Genomic DNA, 15,451 nt, shown 5'->3' with positions numbered 1-15,451 from the left:
CGGAATAACCGCAAATAAGTTCCATATTGTCAGAATGCGACTCACAGGTCGCTGCGCGGATCGCGCTCCACATCCGCAGACATCGATGCGTAGCAGAGGTCCGAGGCCCAGGCGGGCAGGAATTTCGAAAGCCGGATGCCGAGGGCGAGCGGAAACGGGAAGGCACGGAAGGGCCTCCCCTTCTCCGCCGCGCGCTTGATGATGCGCGCCGCCTTTTGCGCAGAGATCTCGAAGGGCTTGGCGCCCATGTGGCGTGCGGACATGGGTGAGGTCACGAAGCCGGGGCAGATCACCGTGACGCCGACACGGTCGCGCCGCAGCCAGCCGCGCAGGGACTCGCCATAAGCGATCAACGCCGCCTTGGTGGCCGAATAGGACGGCATGTCGGGCAGGCCGCGCATGCCGGCAAGCGACGACATGATGACGATCCGACCGTTCTTGCGCGCGCGCATCCGCTCCACCAGCGCGGAGACGGTGTGAACCGCCCCCTTGTAGTTCACCTCTGCCAGCCACTCCGCATCCCCATCGCTCTCCCGGCTGCGGCCTTCTCCCAGACCGCAGGTGACGCCCGCATTGGCGATCAGCAGGTCGACGGGATGCTCCGCGTCATGAGCCTGGAGAAAGGCATGCAGCGCCGGCCGGTCGCGTACGTCGATGCCGGCCACGGACACAATAGCGCCGGCGGCGCGGCAGTCCTCGGCCAGCGCCTCCAGGCGTGTCGCATCGCGCGCGATCAGGGCGAGCGAGACACCCGGCCCGGCAAAGGCCCTGGCGAGCTCGGTTCCGATGCCGCCGCTCGCTCCGGTGATCACGATGCTGCGATAATCCGTCATGGCGTCCTGCCGTGCACTGACCGCCTTGCCCGGCGGTGTTGAGAAATTGATTCAAGGGCGGTCTTCACAAACCGATTCAACGTCGCTTGAGAAAGTGATTCAACGGATGGTGAAACTGATTCCGCAAACATGCGTAAGATATTGCTCTCACGACATTTTTAACCGCCGCTAAGATCCTGATTCAAGGCCCTGTACAAATGTCTCTGCACTCGCGACGCCCAGACGCGGCAGGCTCGGCTCACAGCGGAGCGCCAAGGGCCCGGGCACGCGCGAGGCGCGGCGGCGGATCGATGTAGGCACCATGATCGTTCAGCCGGTCTTCAAGGATGCGGGCGCTCATGGTCGCTACCGCCGCATCGAGACCTTCCCGACTGTGGATCGTACCGCGCGCCTGCACCGTACCGGCAAGCGCAGTCACGAAGGCCTGCACCAGCGCCGGATCGGGCGGCGTCGGTGTCCGCCAGAAGGCGTCGAGCGGTTGGAAATCGGTCATGCCCGGCACGTCGAAGATCGCCGGACACAGAGCCTTGACCGGGACCCCGGCACGCAACGCCTCCAGCCCGGCCGAGCTGTTCACCGTTACCATTCCGGACGAGCCGGCCAGAAGATCGTCGAGCCCGCCGCCATCGGCATGGTCGACCCGGTCCGCGATCCCCGTATCCCGCGCCAGACGGGGCACGACCGCATGCCAGCGCTCCAGCCCGGCGTCGAGCGGGTGGGCTTTGACGACCAGCCGGCAATCGTTCGGCGCATGGGCGGCGAAGGAACGAAACACCGTTTCAAGCGCCGGCTCCATCCCGCCGAAGGGGGAATGGTCGCGCAGCTGGAAATCGCCTTCAAGCTGCATGGGCAACACGAACCAGGGCACCCTGCCCTTGTGCAGCTGCTCCGCCAGCGCCCTCGCGGGCCGGTCACGCCTCTCCTTGCGAGCGAGCCGCCACCCCGCAGCGACATATTCGATGACCGGATTGTAGATCGTGTGGCGACGATAGTGCGGATAGAGGAACCAGAACGCCACATTGGCGAGATTGTAGGCGACATCGGGGGCCGCCACGCGCCAGAAGCTCGTGCGGAAGCGCGGAGTGAAGTCGATCGCCCCAACCTCGTCTGCGATCCTCGATATGGTGTCCGGATCGTCGGGAAAATGCGAGCCGGTGGAGGTGCCGTCGCGCTCGATCGTCATCCAGTCGGGCCGCAGGTATCCCAGTTCGGTCGCGATCACGCCAATACCCCGCGCACGCGCCGCGTCGGCCGCCATGCGATGATAGATCCGCCGATCGCCGTGAAGGATCAGATCCGTGACGCCTTCGCGCTCCATAAACGTATCGATGAAACTGGGCCACGCCGCGACGCTGCCGCGATAGTCCCTCGCCCCGTCGCGGCGCCAGTGCAACCGGTCGCCGACACACAGGTTGACCCGCAACACCCGATGTCCGGCCTCGGCGAGCCGATCGCCGATGTGGGAGAACAGGGGCGACAACGGTCCCTGGAGGAACAGAAATGTGCGGCTTGTTTCCAACGCGCCGTCTCTCTCAAAGGGGCGGGAGGATCCCGTCCTGCCTGCCTCGGCCCTCTCCGCGTCCGGCCTCTACGCCTGGTCCGGTTCGATCAGTCCGCGCTGAGGGTTCTGGCGTCCCAGATCGTCTGCCGGCTGCAAACCCATGCGCCTCGCCCGGGCAAGGCGGGGAGGCTTTTCGACCAAGGCGCCCGGCTCGTTAATACAGCCTCTGGCGATCCGTTCCGCCGCCGCACGCGCGCCGGCATTGCGTCCGGCACGGGAATAGAAGTTGCCGCGCACCTGGATCGTGTTCGCCATGACCGCGACCAGCGCGTGGCACAGATCCGGATCCGGTTTGTCCGCTTTGGTCCAGAAATCGTCGAGCGGACCCTGGAAGGTCAGGCCGGGCATGTCATAGATCGCAACGCCCAGCGTCTTGACCGGGCAGCCGTGCTTGAGCGCATGAATGCCGACGGTCGAATTGATCAGCACGGTTCCGCGCGCATGCGTGAGCTGATCGCGCAAATCACCGGCGCGCACGAAGCGGACACGCTCGGGAACCTTGTAGCGGCGCGCGAGCCGATGAATACGGGACTTCCAGTGCGTCATCGCATTGTCGAGCGGATGCTGCTTGAACAGCAGCACCGTATCCTTCGGCGCGTGCTTGGCAAAGGAACTGATGGCGAGTTTCACCGCATCCGCCTGACGGCGGAAGGGCGCATTCGCACGCAGCTGATAATCCGCATCGATCTGCAGGGCGAAGAGATAGTAAGGCGTTCCGCGATCGACCAGTTCGTGCAGCACCTTGTGCGAACGGCGCTGGTTGCCGCGCGTCGAGAGAATGCGCGGGATGTGGCTGATGTACTCGATGACCGGATTGTAGATGCGATCGGCATAGTAATGGGGGTAGAACGGCCGACCGAAATAGGAAGTCAGATTGTAGAGAACCTCGCAGAACGCTTCCTTGGCGTGCGGAAAGGAATAAAGGGAGGCAGCCGAGGGCGCGACCAGATCCTTGCCCAGCTCACGGATGACCTGCGGATCGGCGGGAAAATGCGAATAGGCGGACATGCCGTTTCGTTCAAGCGTGATCCAGTCAGGCCTGAGATAGCCGAACTCGAGCGCAATCACGTTGATCCCGCCCGCCCGCCCGACCTCGCCCGCGATGACATGATACGGCAGCCGGTCGGCGTAATAGACAATGTCTGTCACCCCGTGGCGACTGACGTAGTCGGTCAGGAACGCACGCCAGTCACGCAAGCGTCCGCGATAGTTGACCGCCCCGCGGCGCGGCCAGAACAGCCAGTCTCCAAGATTCAGGTTGATCCGACAGGTACGGTGCCCCCGCCGCGCCAGCACCACGGCCAGATCGCGCAGGAAAAGCGAAGGGGGACCTTGAAGAAACAGAACGGTCCGAACCGTCGTTTGCCTAGCAGTCATGAGAGAAAAAACTGTCCGTTACGCCGATTGAGCACGTTCACAGCGACCTGAGTTCACCTGACTTTACCAGAACGAGAAACGTCATAGCCGTCGATTGAGGCTGCAATGCAATCTCAGCCATCATGCTTGCGCGAGGGATGCGCGTTGATAACATTCTGCAAAACGAGCAGGCGAGGCAGCCGCGTACCGTTCAGATCTTGTCAATCTGAACGGTACGGCAATACGCAAGGTATGGATCTGGAGCGGCTTCTTGCCTGCGAAACGGATCTGCCCCGGCGGACTCGCACCCTCTACTTTTCCAGATCGTTGGAAATCAGCACACCATATCGCGTCGACGTCAACAGCGGCTGGATGATCCTCAGGAACTTGCCCAGTTCGGCTGCCGGATGGTTTGCGACATAAATCATGTCCTTGTCGCGCATCTGGAAATACCGTGCCACGAACCACGCCTTGGGATCGCGCAGGTTCAGGCGGTAGATCACGGGCACCTGATAGTCGCCGATCTTGTCGCGGGCTTCCGGCTTCAGTTTGACGATGACTTCCGGATCCTCGAAGCGGAACAGATAGACCGCGCTCGCGTCGGCGGTATTGTCGTTGAGACCGCCAACACTGGCCAGCGCCTCCGCCAACGTCACGGATTCGGTCGGGAATTGCTGGATCGCGGTCTTCACGACCGCGCCAAAGGCGGTGAAGCTGCGCGGCTTCACGGTCAGCAGGATGTTGTCGCCCTTGACCAGCCGAACGTTGTTCTTGGGAACGTCGATCAGATCCTGAAGGTTCGTCGTCGCCTTGCGGTTTCCACGCTTCAGCGTGACCACGGTCTCGAAGGTTTTGCCGCGCGAACCGCCGGCATGCGCGACCAGATCAAGCAACGTCGTGCCGGCAACCGAAATCGGATACTTGCCCGGCTTGCCGACATCGCCAACGATCACCGCGCTGTTGGTCTGGTTGCCGGTGACGATGATCTGCACCTGCGGCTGAACGGCCTTGCCGACCAGTGCGGTTTCCACAGCTTCGCGGACCGATTCCACTGATTGTCCCGCCGCGCGGATGCGCCCGGCATAGGGCACGAAGATACGCCCCGAATCGTCGACGACGCTCTCGACGGTGGTCTTCTTGCCATATGAGGTGGAGAAGATGCCGCGCTCGTCGGCTTCCCAGATATTGATGGTTAGGAGGTCACCGACCCCGATGCGCTGGCGCGGCTCGGTCCCCTTGATCCCGAAATAGTCGGAGAATCTGGTCGGCACATAGCGCCCGACGATCTGCGCGATCTCAGGCGTCAGAGTGAAGCTGAAGTAGTCCTCTTTCTGGACCGCGGTCTCGATATCGTCGGCGCTCAGGGCGGCACCGCTCGGGCCGCCACCAGGCACGACCGAACAACCTGCTAGCAGCAGCGCAACGAAGACAAGGCCGATCGATTTCATCACACTCAAAGTATTAGCCCTTTTGCCCGCCGCGACTCTCATATCAGTTGGCTCATTGCATTTACATCAATGAACCGCTGCAACGCGCGGTCGGCACGCAACTGTTGCCCCGAAGCAACAGCGCCATAACCCGATGGACACGAATCCAGTCAGGAGTAGCCCGGCAACCTTGCCCGGAACCACACTCTAAAGAGCGGCCTGGGAGTAAAACTTTTATTAAATTTCGAAAGAGTCGAGGATCCGCAAAAGCCTGCATGAAGCCCGGATCCATCACGCCACGTGGTCCCGAACGCCGGCGATGACCAGCCCGGCGATTCCCCAGATCAGGAACGCTCCGATGAACACGATGAACGTCGAGCGCAAACCTTCGGGATAAAGTGCGATGTCGGGAAGCCGCGGTTCGACGAAAACCGACAGATACCGCGTCTGGGTGGAAGCCTCGAGTCGCGCCTTTTCCAGCGATGCCAGGGAGGAGACATAGGCTTTTTCCGCAAACTCGCGCTCGGTCTGCAACTCCTCATATTGGGAAAGCTGCTGATTGAGCGTGCCTTCATCGCCGGACTCGTTCTCGTTTGTCTGCAAACGGACGCTGTCGATCTGCTTGACTATCGCCGAAAGCTGCGAGTTCAGCGAAGTAAGACGCGGCGAATTGGGGCTGACCTCCTTCACGGCGGAAAGCTCTGTCTCAAGTTTTGACTTCTGGCCTTCCAGTTCACCAATGATCTTTTCGCGCGACTCAGCCGTCGCCATCGGATTGAGACGGCGTTCGGAACCGCGGAACCGGGCCACGGCGCGGCGCGCAAGACGCAACCGGTTCTCCGCGCGCGCCACCTCGCTCTCCGATTCGGAGACCGCGTCATCACGCGCGCGCCGCGACAAGTCGTTCACCAGTGCCTCGGAGTAGCCAATGACCTTCTGCGCGACAGTCACGGCATCCTTCGCGCGGAATGCCTTCACCCGCAGCGTGACGATACCGGAATACTTGTCGTATTCGGTCGTGACCATGCCGTTCCAGTATTCGACCAAGTCCTCCACCGGAGCGTCGGGGTCGACGGTGGAAAAGAAGTCCGCTTCCGGTCGCGAATAGAGTTTGCGCAGATCGAGATCCTTGTCGATCTTGCCGACCAGATCACGCGACCCCACGAAATTGGTGACGACGTAGCTGTCGGACGCGTTCGGCGTGGAGCCGGTGATCCCGCTCAGGATCGTCAGTCCGTCGAGCGAAGCTCCGGTGTTTTCCTTGCTGCGAACCGCGAACTGCGCCTCCACCGAATATTGATCGGCGGCGAAGAAGGCGTAGTAGAGCCCCGTCACGATGGTGGGAAGGACAACGAAGGCGAGGAACGTCAGCCGGATGATGCCGCCGGTGCTGAGCTTCGGCACGCCCGCCTGCCGCAGGAAGGCGGCACCACCGCGCCCCCGCCGTTCCGCTGGCGGCGGCCTGGAGCCGGGATGCGGGATCGGCCTGCCGCCGGGCTGCCCCTCCGGCAGGCGTACGATCGTGGGATCCGGCACATGAACCGGCTCGTTGCGTTCCGCCATCTGCTCCGCGGCATTTTCTCCTGCCGCCGCATTCCGCCGCGACCACTGGCCGCCATGCATCCCGTCTTTCGCCATCTGGCGAAGCCGGTTGGCGGCCTTGGGAATGTCAAGCATCAGGCAAGCCCCTGGTAGATCTCGGTCGCTTCTTCCAGCGAATCGTAAAAGCGGATCTTACCGTCCTGAAGGACCGCCGCCATTTCGCAATAGGATTTAACTGTGCTCGCCTGATGAGAAACCATGATGACATCTGCGCTGGACAACCGCTCCGCGAAGGCTTCCCGGCATTTTTCCTGGAACTTCCGGTCGCCAACGGCCGTCAACTCATCGATCAGGTAACAGTCGAACTGGATCGCCATGGAGAGGCCGAAATTGACCCGGGCGCGCATGCCCGACGACAAGGTGCGTACCGGCATGTGGAAATAGGCGCCAACGTCGGCGAACTCCTCCACCGAATCGATCACCTCGCGCGGATCGGCGTTGTAGATACGAGCGACGAACCGGCAATTCTCCAAGGCGCTCAGCGCGGGATGCACACCGACACCGAGACCGAGCGGCCACGAAATTCGCGTCTCGCGCGTGATCTTGCCCGAACTCGGGGCTTCGGAGCCGGCGATCATCCGCATCAACGTCGATTTGCCCGCGCCGTTCTTGCCGAGGATCGCGATGTTGCGCCCGCGAGGAAAATCGAGCGAGAGCTGATCGATCACGCGGCGGTGACCGTGTTTGGTAGCATAGAGCTTCGTGACATTGCTGAACCGCAAATGGCGTTCGGGCTCGCCATGGTTGGTCCACGCGCTTGCGCGCGCGTCGATCAGCGTGCTGGTCACACGCTTGAGGAACGACCCGCCGCGCGATTTTCCCGGCCGGATCGAACCGCCGCTCGGATATCCGTTCTGGCTGGCCTGACGTGTGTTCACTGCACTCTCCGCCCGATGCGTTCGCGATTCTGCACCATTCGAGACTCGACATCAAACGCTTGCGCGAAACTTGCGTGCGCGCAGGCGGGCTTCCAACACAATGCCGCGATTCGCCTTGGCCGACATTTTGCCCGGGCGCTCAAGCCCGCGAACAGACCACCTGCCCATCCGCCAAAACGCCGCCCGCGGCTCCAGATATCGTGCAGCCTCTATAACAGAACGGACAAGCTTAAGGGCGTTTTTGTGGCGCCGGAGGGGAGAGACGTCTCGCCGCTCTTCTTTCAACGGCCATCCGGCGCGTGGTCTGATCAGGGCCTGTGCTTGGCATCTGGCGCCAAAAACCTGACCATTCCTTCAGTTTACGGCCCCACTCAGGGGGCGCGATGCCGGGGCACACCACACAGCGGCGCGCCACACAGCGGCGCGAAGGACACCGCCCCTTGCGGCCGCAGACGCAAGGGGCGGTGACGATTGCCCCGGTCACAACCAGAGCACGGCAAGCGTGATCGCGGGGAAAGCGGCCAGGATCACCACACGGATCAGATCGGAAAGCACGAAAAACACGACGCCCTTGTAGGTCTGGGTCAGGGGTACGTCGGGCGCCATGGAATTGATGATGAAGAGGTTCATCCCCACTGGCGGGGTGATCAACCCGACCTCCACCACGATCAGCACCAGAACGCCGAACCAGATCGCCGTGTCCTCCGGCGAGAGCCCGAAATCGAGCGTCATGACGATCGGAAAGAAGATCGGTACGGTGAGGAGGATCATCGACACCGAATCCATCACGCAACCGAAGACCAGATAGGTCAGCAGGATGCCGGCCAGCACCAGCCACGGGCTCAACCCGGCATTGCCAACCCATTCGGCCGCCATCTGCGGCATCTGGGTGAAGGCCAGGAACGAATTGAACACCCCTGCTCCGAAGACGATAAAGAAGATCATGCCGGAGGAGACGGCGGTCGCCAGGATGCACTCGCCGAGCGCGCTCCAGCCGAGCTGACGGCGAAAGAGCGCCACCAGCCCCGTTCCGGCGGTGCCGACGGCGGCACCTTCTGTCGGAGTGAACCAGCCGGCGTAGATGCCGCCCACGACGAGCAGGAAGATCAGCACCACCGGCCAGACCTCGACCATCGCCTCCAGCCGTTCGCGCGTGCTGGCCTTCGCGGCCGGCTGGGCGGCTTCGGGATCGAAACGCATGAAGAGCGAGATGGTGATGACATAGCCGATCGCCGCGAGGATGCCGGGCACGAAGGCGGCGGCAAACAGCTTGGCGATGTTCTGCTCGGCAAGGATCGCGTAGATCACCAGCACGAAGGACGGCGGGATCAGGATGCCCAGCGTACCGCCGGCGGCGAGGCAGGCAGTCGACAGCGCGCCGTTGTAGCCGTAGCGCTTCATTTCCGGCAGCGCCACCTGCGCCATGGTGGCGGCGGTCGCAAGCGAGGAGCCGCAGATCGCGCCGAAACCGGCGCAGCCTGCGACCGACGCCATGGCGATACCACCGCGCTTGTGGCCGATCATGGCCGCGGCCGCACGAAACAGCCCCCGCGACATGCCGCTTCTGGTGGCGAACTGGCCCATGAGCAGGAAGAGCGGCACGATGGAGAGCGAATAGCTGGAGAAGGTCTCGTAGGTGAGGGACTTCATCTGCGCCAGGATCGGCACCCAGCTTCCGGTGACCAGAACCGTGCCGCCGATGCCGACGGCGAGCATCGAAAGCCCGATCGGGATGCGCAGGAAGATGAGCGCCAGCAGGACGACGAAGCTGGCGCCGGCGAGTTCGATGTTGCCCATTACTCGCGCTCCCCGTCACCCAACATTTCATTGAGACTGCGCCACACCGTGTAGGCGGAGGCGAGAACGAAGACCCAGGCGCCCACGAGCGCCACCGCATAGCCCCACCACACGGGCATCTGCAGGATGAAGGTCGTCTCCGAATAGGAGCGCTTGTCCACGAGCCCTTCGCCGAGCTTCACGGCGATCAGGAGAGCGCAGGCGGTAAGCAGCAGATTTCCCGCAAGAGCCAGCCCTGCGTTGACCCGCGGCCCCAGCGGCTGGACGAAGATATCCACCGTGACGTGGCCACGGCGCATCTGGCACCAGGGCAGGAAGGAGAAGATCGCAAAGGCGCACCCCGCCTCCACCAGTTCGAAATCCCCCTGAATGGGACCGAAGACCTCGAATGCCGGGATCGGAACACCGGCAAGTTCCCGGCCGATCACGCTGATGCAGGTCACCGCGGTGATCGCGACGAGCGAGGCGCCGCCGGCGAGCGCCAGCCAGCGGGTGATGAACTCGATGACATGGCCGACGCGCCGTTCGAGCCGGGGCGCGAGCCCCTTAGCCTGGCTGACCATCCCTACTCCCCAATTCGATAAAAGTTGAAAGCCATCCCGTGCAGCATTATCGGCGACAGGCACCAAGACTGGACCCGCGCGCCCCCGTTGCACAAGGCTTCTTGATGTTCCCGCCACCGGTGGCGCCCTGGCGCCGGCCCGCCGCCAGTTGATCGTTTTTCAAAGACGGATCGACACCGCGCCGGCAACTCGATGCCGCGGGCGCGGTGTGCCCTGAGCGGAAAGCGGCTCAGTATTCGTAAGCCGCCTGGTCCTTGTCGACATACGTGTCGATCGCGGCCTTTGCATCCTTCACGAGCTGGGTTCCGTCGAGACCCTTGCCGTTCATCTCTTCGATCCAGCCGGCCTCGATGTCCTTGGCGGCATCCTTCCAGCGCTGGGTCTCGGCTTCGTCGAGAATGGTCTGCTTGTCGCCAAGCTTCGCCAGTGCCGGCGGACCGGCCATGTCGCCCTTGTCCATGGCAAGGCCGGCGAGGCGGGACGCCTCACGACCGGAATTGTCGTCGATCACCTTCTTCAGATCGTCGGGAAGGCTGTCGTACTTCGCCTTGTTCATCGCGAAGACCATGAACGAGGTGTAGAGCCCGCGCGAACCGGAGAAACCGGTATGGTTGTGGACGAGTTCCGGGATGCGCAGCGGCACGGACACCTCCCAGGGCACGACCGCACCGTCGATGACGTGCTTGGACAGCGCTTCGGGGACGGCGGGAACCGGCATGCCGACCGGAATCGCACCGAGCTTTTCCAGCAGCTTGTTGGTCATGCGGGTGGGACCGCGCAGCTTCAGGCCCTTCATGTCCTCAAGCTTTTCGATCGGCTTGTTCGCATGGACAAGACCGGGGCCGTGAACGAAGGCGGCGATGACCTTGACGTCCTTGAACTCGTCCTGGAGATCCTTTTCATAGAAATCCCAGGCGGCCTCCGACGTCGGCGCGGCCTTGCCGGCGATGAACGGCAGCTCGAAGGCTTCCGACTTGGGGAAACGTCCCGGCGTGTAGCCCGTCAGCGTCCAGACGATGTCGACCACGCCGTCCTTGGCCTGATCGTAGAGCGAGGGCGGCTTGCCTCCGAGCTGCATGGTCGGATAGATCTGCACGGCGATGCGACCGCCGGAATCCTTTTCCACCTTCTCCGCCCACGGACCGATGAAATATTTCGGGACCGGCGATTGCGGCGACAGAAAATGGTGGACCTTCAGGGTTACTTCCTGTGCTTGCGCGGTGGCACCAAGGCCAAGCGCGCCCGCGACAAGACAACCCGCGATCGCGAGATTCTTCAACATGATTATCCTCCAACTTTTCCGCCAGTGGCGGATCGCTCCCTCAACCGCGGCAGAGCTTGACCGGGTTGCGACGCGGCGAATTTTGAGCAAAACGATTCTCATTGCCAGTATAAAATGAAGAATTGAAGTCAAAGTTCGCAATGCAAACAAGTCGCTGAAATCGCTGACCTTCACCAGCCATTGAGAACCTTCCTATAGCCAGAACCTATCGCGTTCGGGAAAGGTAGAATGACCTGCAAGCGACGAAACACGAGCTCTCGCCTCTGCCATTGCGTCCTCAACCGCTGGCGTGTGACCTCAAAGCCTCATCGAACGGCGACTATTCGGGCCTGTGATGTTCGTGCCAGTGGCGCGCGATATCGATGCGGCGCGGCAGCCACACCTTGTCGTGGCCCTTCACGTAGTCGATGAATCGCGCGAGCGCCGCGGCGCGGCCCGGTCGGCCGACGAGGCGGCAATGAAGGCCGACATTCATCATCTTCGCCTGTCCGGCAACACCTTCGGCATAGAGCATGTCGAAGCTGTCCTTCAGATAGGCAAAGAACTGGTCGCCGCAATTGAAGCCCTGCGCGGTCGCAAAGCGCATGTCGTTGGCATCGAGCGTATAGGGAATGATCAACTGATGACCGCCGGGGCCCTCGATCCAGTAGGGCAGATCGTCGGCATAGGTGTCGGAGAGATAGACGAAGCCGCCCTCCTTCATGGCGAGCGGAATGGTGTTTTCGGAACTGCGGCCCTGGTAGAAGCCCAGCGGCCGTTCGCCGGTCACCTGCGTGTGGATACGCACAGCCTCCGCGATCGCCGCGCGCTCGACCTCCACCGGCATGTCCTTGTATTCGACCCACTTCAGCCCGTGCGAGGCGATTTCCCAGCCGGCCTCCTTCATGGCGGCCACGGCCTCCGGGTTGCGCTGAAGCGCCATCGCCACGCCGTAGACGGTGACCGGCACGTTGCGCGCCGTGAACATGCGCCACAAACGCCAGAAGCCCGCGCGCGATCCGTACTCGTAGATCGATTCCATGTTCATGTGGCGCTTGCCGAGCCAGGGCGCGGCGCCGACGATCTCCGACAGGAACGCCTCTGATGCCGCGTCGCCATGCAGGATGTTGTTCTCGCCGCCCTCTTCGTAGTTGATCACGAATTGCACGGCGATGCGCGCATCGTCCGGCCAGCGCGGATCCGGCGCGTTGCGCCCGTAGCCGATCATGTCGCGCGGGTAGTCGGTCATGAAAATTTCACTCCGGTTACTGTCGGAATTGACGAGGAAAGCTGTTCGCAGAGAAGCCGATAGTCGCGGCAATTTCAACTGTTGCCATCAACGGACGTCACACCTCACACCGCCATCAATGCCCCTATTCAACGCGACGGAGAGTTTTCTCGAAGTCGTCACTTTCCCGGTTGGCAGTAAAACTGACCTGCAACTGGCCCGAAACTGGCCCGAAACTGGCAAGAGGAGGCTTTATCCGCATCGAGGCTGGAGCTTTTTGGCCTTCGGCGCGTTATTGCCGAGCAAATAGGCCCCGGCCTGCATCCGATACGGGCAGGTTTGAAGGCAAGGAGACAGTGATGGCGACGATGAAACCCTCGCTCACCCTCGTCGAGAATGAGGTTGCGGGACCGCAGGAAGAGGCCACGAACGCGTTTGTGGTGCCCGGTGCGATACCCGGGACGACACATCTGGACAACCGGCTGGAGGCGATGCGGCGGATGCTGGAAAGCGTTCCGCATGCCTCCGCCGCGGAAGCGCTGGCCATGCTGCGCCAGGCCTTTCCGGATGCGGACCTGAGCGATCGCGTCCGCGCCCTGGGCTCTCGCCAGGAGGCGTGAGCGCAAAGGCGGCGAGACGGACACGCGCGCGGCGCAGCCGAGGCCAGGCCCGTCCGGCCGACCGGCGGCTTCTATTCGGGCTTTTTCGGGTCTGCCCCGTTCTGGTCCGGCGTATCCACGTCCAAAACGCCTGAGACCGGCGCATCCGGTTCGTCGTCAGGCATCTGATCCCTGGTCTTGTCCTCATCGGCCAGCATGTGCTTGCGCCAGACGCGGCCCGCGACAGGGATCGCTGCCAGATAGGCGATTGTCGCGACACTGAGCACCTCGAAGGGATAGCTCACGCCAAGCGCCACCAGCAGCACGGCTGCGACGAAGACCGGCAGGACGAGATCCTTGCGCACCCGCATCGCCACCCGCTTGCCGGAAAAGGTCGGCAGACGCGAGACCATCAGGAACGCGATCAGGAACGTGTAACCGACGATCACCGGCTCGATTTCAATCCAGCGATCGAGCACGCCCAACTGGTGCAGGTAGACCGGCAGCAGCACGGACAGCGCGCCGGCGGGCGCCGGCGTTCCGGTGAAGAAGTTCCCCTGCCAGGCGGGCTTGTCGGGATCGTCCAGCGCCACATTGAAGCGCGCGAGACGCAACGCGGCCGATATCGCGAAAACCAGAACGGTGATCCAGCCGAGCGACTTCAGGTCGTTCAGCAGCCACGTGTAGAGGATGATCGCCGGTGCCACGCCGAAATTCACGAAATCGGCGAGACTGTCGAGTTCCGCGCCGAAGCGCGAGGTGGAGCGCAACAGCCGGGCAACACGTCCATCGATCGCATCGAGAACCGCGGCCAGAACGATGGCGCCGATCGCCAGGTCCCAGCGCGCCTCCAGTGCCATGCGGATGGCGGTGAGCCCCGAACACAACGCCAGCAGCGTCACCAGATTGGGCAGGATCATCTTCAGCGGGACGCGCTGGAACCGGCGGATACGCTTCCCGCGTCGCTTGGCGTTTGAACTGGGGCCGGGTTCGAAGGGGGCAAACGGTGTGCTCATGATCTCAGCTCACCCGTGTCAGCGGGATGCCGCCAGCCGGTGCGGTCAGATCCGCCAGCACGGTCTCGCCCGCCACCATGGTCTGGCCGATGGCGACCCGGGGCGCCGTTCCGGCCGGCAGATAGACATCGAGACGCGAGCCGAAACGGATCAGCCCGAAGCGCTCGCCGCCCTGCACGCTTTCGCCTTCGCGCACGAAACAGACGATGCGTCGCGCCACGAGACCGGCGATCTGCACGACCGCGATACGGCCTTCGGGCGCATTGATGACGAGGCCGTTACGCTCGTTGTCGTCCGACGCCTTTTCGAGTTCCGCATTCAGGAACTTGCCGGCACGATAGGCGATCTTGGTCACCGCACCGCCGATGGGTGCGCGGTTCACGTGGCAGTTGAAGACATTCATGAAGGTGCAGATACGCACCATCGGTTCTGTTCCCAGGCCGAGTTCGACCGGCGGTGTGGCGGGACCGACCATGCACACGGTGCCGTCCGCGGGCGCGACGACCAGACCGGTGCCGACGGGCGTCACCCGTTGCGGATCGCGAAAGAAATACGTGACCCAGCCGGTCAGGATCAGCCCGATCCAGAAGATGAAGGGCACGAACCAGCCGACGACGATGGTGATCGCGGCGGCGATTGCGATGAACGGCCAGCCTTCGCGATGGATCGGAACAGCCGTGCGCTTGATGGTATCGATCAGGGACATTGTGCCTACTTAGAGCTTTCCGCGCGGCATTGCCATGCCGGATTGCCATCTTTGCACCAACGGGGCGGGGGAGATCAATCGGGGAAGAAGATGTGCACCGAACAATCGGAAGTGGGCCACCCTTGGGAGAATTGCGAAGATACCGCCTCCTGCCGCATCATTGCCTGATGGAGCGTCCACATGACTACTTCATATATGTTCTGGCCAGCGGATTGGGCGGCACGCTCTATGTCGGCGTCACGAACGACCTTGTGCGGCGCATTTCGGAACATCGCCAGGGCATAGCCAGCAATTTCACGCGAAAATACCGCGTGCACCATCTCGTCTACTACGAGCATCATCGAGACATCAACGAGGCGATCCGACGCGAGAAGCAGGTCAAGCGCTGGAACCGCCGCTGGAAGATCCAATTGATCGAAGAGCGCAATCCCAACTGGGACGACCTGTTCAAGTCTCTGATCTGAGCTCTCGCGCTGCTCCGGTGTCACCGGCCGCAGCGGAGCCGAGAGCCTGCGGCGAGCCGCATGCGCCGCCCCTTTTTCGATGTCATCCCCGCGAAAGCGGGGACCCAGTAACCGTTGCTGCTGGCGGCTTTGGCCCGGAACGCCATCCCATCGTGGTCTG

14 protein-coding genes are annotated in these 15,451 nt (G+C 62.7%); 2 read left to right on the top strand and 12 right to left on the bottom strand.

What is annotated here, in order from left to right; genetic code table 11:
• Positions 1-41: 41 nt before the first annotated feature.
• The 10 genes from C8N35_RS11205 to puuE all read right to left on the bottom strand — a co-directional run bounded on the left by C8N35_RS11205 (position 42) and on the right by puuE (position 12,527).
• A complete protein-coding gene (locus tag C8N35_RS11205) occupies positions 42-833 on the bottom strand; it encodes an SDR family NAD(P)-dependent oxidoreductase (RefSeq protein ID WP_107989780.1) in 792 nt (263 codons plus the stop codon).
• A 238-nt stretch (positions 834-1,071) separates the two neighbouring features.
• Positions 1,072-2,352: a capsule polysaccharide biogenesis protein gene (locus tag C8N35_RS11200; protein ID WP_107989779.1), complete on the bottom strand. Its 1,281-nt coding sequence runs from the start codon at positions 2,350-2,352 to the stop codon at positions 1,072-1,074.
• Positions 2,353-2,421: 69 nt separating this feature from the next.
• Positions 2,422-3,771, bottom strand: coding sequence for a capsule polysaccharide biogenesis protein (locus C8N35_RS11195; RefSeq protein ID WP_107989778.1), 1,350 nt, complete (start codon positions 3,769-3,771; stop codon positions 2,422-2,424).
• Positions 3,772-4,061: 290 nt separating this feature from the next.
• Positions 4,062-5,198 carry a polysaccharide biosynthesis/export family protein gene (locus C8N35_RS11190; protein ID WP_107989777.1) on the bottom strand — a complete coding sequence of 379 codons (1,137 nt, stop codon included), beginning with the start codon at positions 5,196-5,198 and terminating at the stop codon, positions 4,062-4,064.
• Positions 5,199-5,468: 270 nt separating this feature from the next.
• Complete coding sequence (locus C8N35_RS11185; protein ID WP_107989776.1) at positions 5,469-6,854, bottom strand: KpsE/RkpR family capsule polysaccharide export protein; 1,386 nt, start codon at positions 6,852-6,854, stop codon at positions 5,469-5,471.
• Entirely contained in the window at positions 6,854-7,657 is an 804-nt protein-coding gene (locus tag C8N35_RS11180; protein ID WP_245926760.1) for an ABC transporter ATP-binding protein, read from the bottom strand. The genes C8N35_RS11185 and C8N35_RS11180 overlap by 1 nt, the downstream gene beginning before the upstream one ends.
• Before the next feature lie 480 nt (positions 7,658-8,137).
• Positions 8,138-9,454 carry a TRAP transporter large permease gene (locus C8N35_RS11175; RefSeq protein WP_107989775.1) on the bottom strand — a complete coding sequence of 439 codons (1,317 nt, stop codon included), beginning with the start codon at positions 9,452-9,454 and terminating at the stop codon, positions 8,138-8,140.
• Positions 9,454-10,017 (bottom strand): TRAP transporter small permease, encoded by a 564-nt coding sequence (locus tag C8N35_RS11170; protein ID WP_107989774.1) that lies wholly within the window; start codon positions 10,015-10,017, stop codon positions 9,454-9,456. The genes C8N35_RS11175 and C8N35_RS11170 overlap by 1 nt, the downstream gene beginning before the upstream one ends.
• A 229-nt stretch (positions 10,018-10,246) precedes the next feature.
• Positions 10,247-11,299 carry a TRAP transporter substrate-binding protein gene (locus C8N35_RS11165; protein ID WP_107989773.1) on the bottom strand — a complete coding sequence of 351 codons (1,053 nt, stop codon included), beginning with the start codon at positions 11,297-11,299 and terminating at the stop codon, positions 10,247-10,249.
• 319 nt (positions 11,300-11,618) lie between these two features.
• The gene (gene puuE / locus C8N35_RS11160; protein ID WP_107989772.1) at positions 11,619-12,527 is read right to left on the bottom strand and encodes an allantoinase PuuE; all 909 of its coding nucleotides are present in this window, start codon (positions 12,525-12,527) and stop codon (positions 11,619-11,621) included.
• A 338-nt stretch (positions 12,528-12,865) separates the two neighbouring features.
• Between puuE and C8N35_RS11155 the strand changes: the two genes are divergently transcribed.
• On the top strand, positions 12,866-13,126 hold the full coding sequence (locus C8N35_RS11155; RefSeq protein WP_107989771.1) for a hypothetical protein: 261 nt from the start codon (positions 12,866-12,868) through the stop codon (positions 13,124-13,126).
• A 71-nt stretch (positions 13,127-13,197) separates the two neighbouring features.
• On the opposite strand, the gene pssA is transcribed toward C8N35_RS11155, so the two are convergent.
• Positions 13,198-14,121 carry a CDP-diacylglycerol--serine O-phosphatidyltransferase gene (pssA, locus tag C8N35_RS11150; protein WP_107989770.1) on the bottom strand — a complete coding sequence of 308 codons (924 nt, stop codon included), beginning with the start codon at positions 14,119-14,121 and terminating at the stop codon, positions 13,198-13,200.
• A 4-nt stretch (positions 14,122-14,125) separates the two neighbouring features.
• Positions 14,126-14,827, bottom strand: a complete 702-nt coding sequence (locus tag C8N35_RS11145; RefSeq protein ID WP_107989769.1) for a phosphatidylserine decarboxylase — start codon at positions 14,825-14,827, stop codon at positions 14,126-14,128.
• A 167-nt stretch (positions 14,828-14,994) separates the two neighbouring features.
• On the opposite strand from C8N35_RS11145, the gene C8N35_RS11140 reads away from it, so the two are divergent.
• On the top strand, positions 14,995-15,291 hold the full coding sequence (locus C8N35_RS11140; RefSeq protein ID WP_107989768.1) for a GIY-YIG nuclease family protein: 297 nt from the start codon (positions 14,995-14,997) through the stop codon (positions 15,289-15,291).
• Positions 15,292-15,451: the final 160 nt, after the last annotated feature.

Origin of the sequence: Breoghania corrubedonensis (assembly GCF_003053845.1) — a bacterium.
In the GTDB taxonomy this organism is placed as follows: Bacteria; Pseudomonadota; Alphaproteobacteria; order Rhizobiales; family Stappiaceae; genus Breoghania; species Breoghania corrubedonensis.
The sequence above is the reverse complement of the archived record's forward strand: the minus strand, read 5'-3'. Positions and strand labels throughout refer to the sequence as shown.

What these genes read in the sequence shown, in the direction of transcription:
- C8N35_RS11205 (WP_107989780.1), bottom strand. Translation starts at nt 833, where the DNA reads ATGACGGATTATCGCAGCATCGTGATCACCGGAGCGAGCGGCGGCATC.
- C8N35_RS11195 (WP_107989778.1), bottom strand. Translation starts at nt 3,771, where the DNA reads ATGACTGCTAGGCAAACGACGGTTCGGACCGTTCTGTTTCTTCAAGGT.
- C8N35_RS11190 (WP_107989777.1), bottom strand. Translation starts at nt 5,198, where the DNA reads ATGAAATCGATCGGCCTTGTCTTCGTTGCGCTGCTGCTAGCAGGTTGT.
- C8N35_RS11185 (WP_107989776.1), bottom strand. Translation starts at nt 6,854, where the DNA reads ATGCTTGACATTCCCAAGGCCGCCAACCGGCTTCGCCAGATGGCGAAA.
- C8N35_RS11175 (WP_107989775.1), bottom strand. Translation starts at nt 9,454, where the DNA reads ATGGGCAACATCGAACTCGCCGGCGCCAGCTTCGTCGTCCTGCTGGCG.
- C8N35_RS11170 (WP_107989774.1), bottom strand. Translation starts at nt 10,017, where the DNA reads ATGGTCAGCCAGGCTAAGGGGCTCGCGCCCCGGCTCGAACGGCGCGTC.
- C8N35_RS11165 (WP_107989773.1), bottom strand. Translation starts at nt 11,299, where the DNA reads ATGTTGAAGAATCTCGCGATCGCGGGTTGTCTTGTCGCGGGCGCGCTT.
- puuE (WP_107989772.1), bottom strand. Translation starts at nt 12,527, where the DNA reads ATGACCGACTACCCGCGCGACATGATCGGCTACGGGCGCAACGCGCCG.
- C8N35_RS11155 (WP_107989771.1), top strand. Translation starts at nt 12,866, where the DNA reads ATGGCGACGATGAAACCCTCGCTCACCCTCGTCGAGAATGAGGTTGCG.
- pssA (WP_107989770.1), bottom strand. Translation starts at nt 14,121, where the DNA reads ATGAGCACACCGTTTGCCCCCTTCGAACCCGGCCCCAGTTCAAACGCC.
- C8N35_RS11145 (WP_107989769.1), bottom strand. Translation starts at nt 14,827, where the DNA reads ATGTCCCTGATCGATACCATCAAGCGCACGGCTGTTCCGATCCATCGC.
- C8N35_RS11140 (WP_107989768.1), top strand. Translation starts at nt 14,995, where the DNA reads ATGGAGCGTCCACATGACTACTTCATATATGTTCTGGCCAGCGGATTG.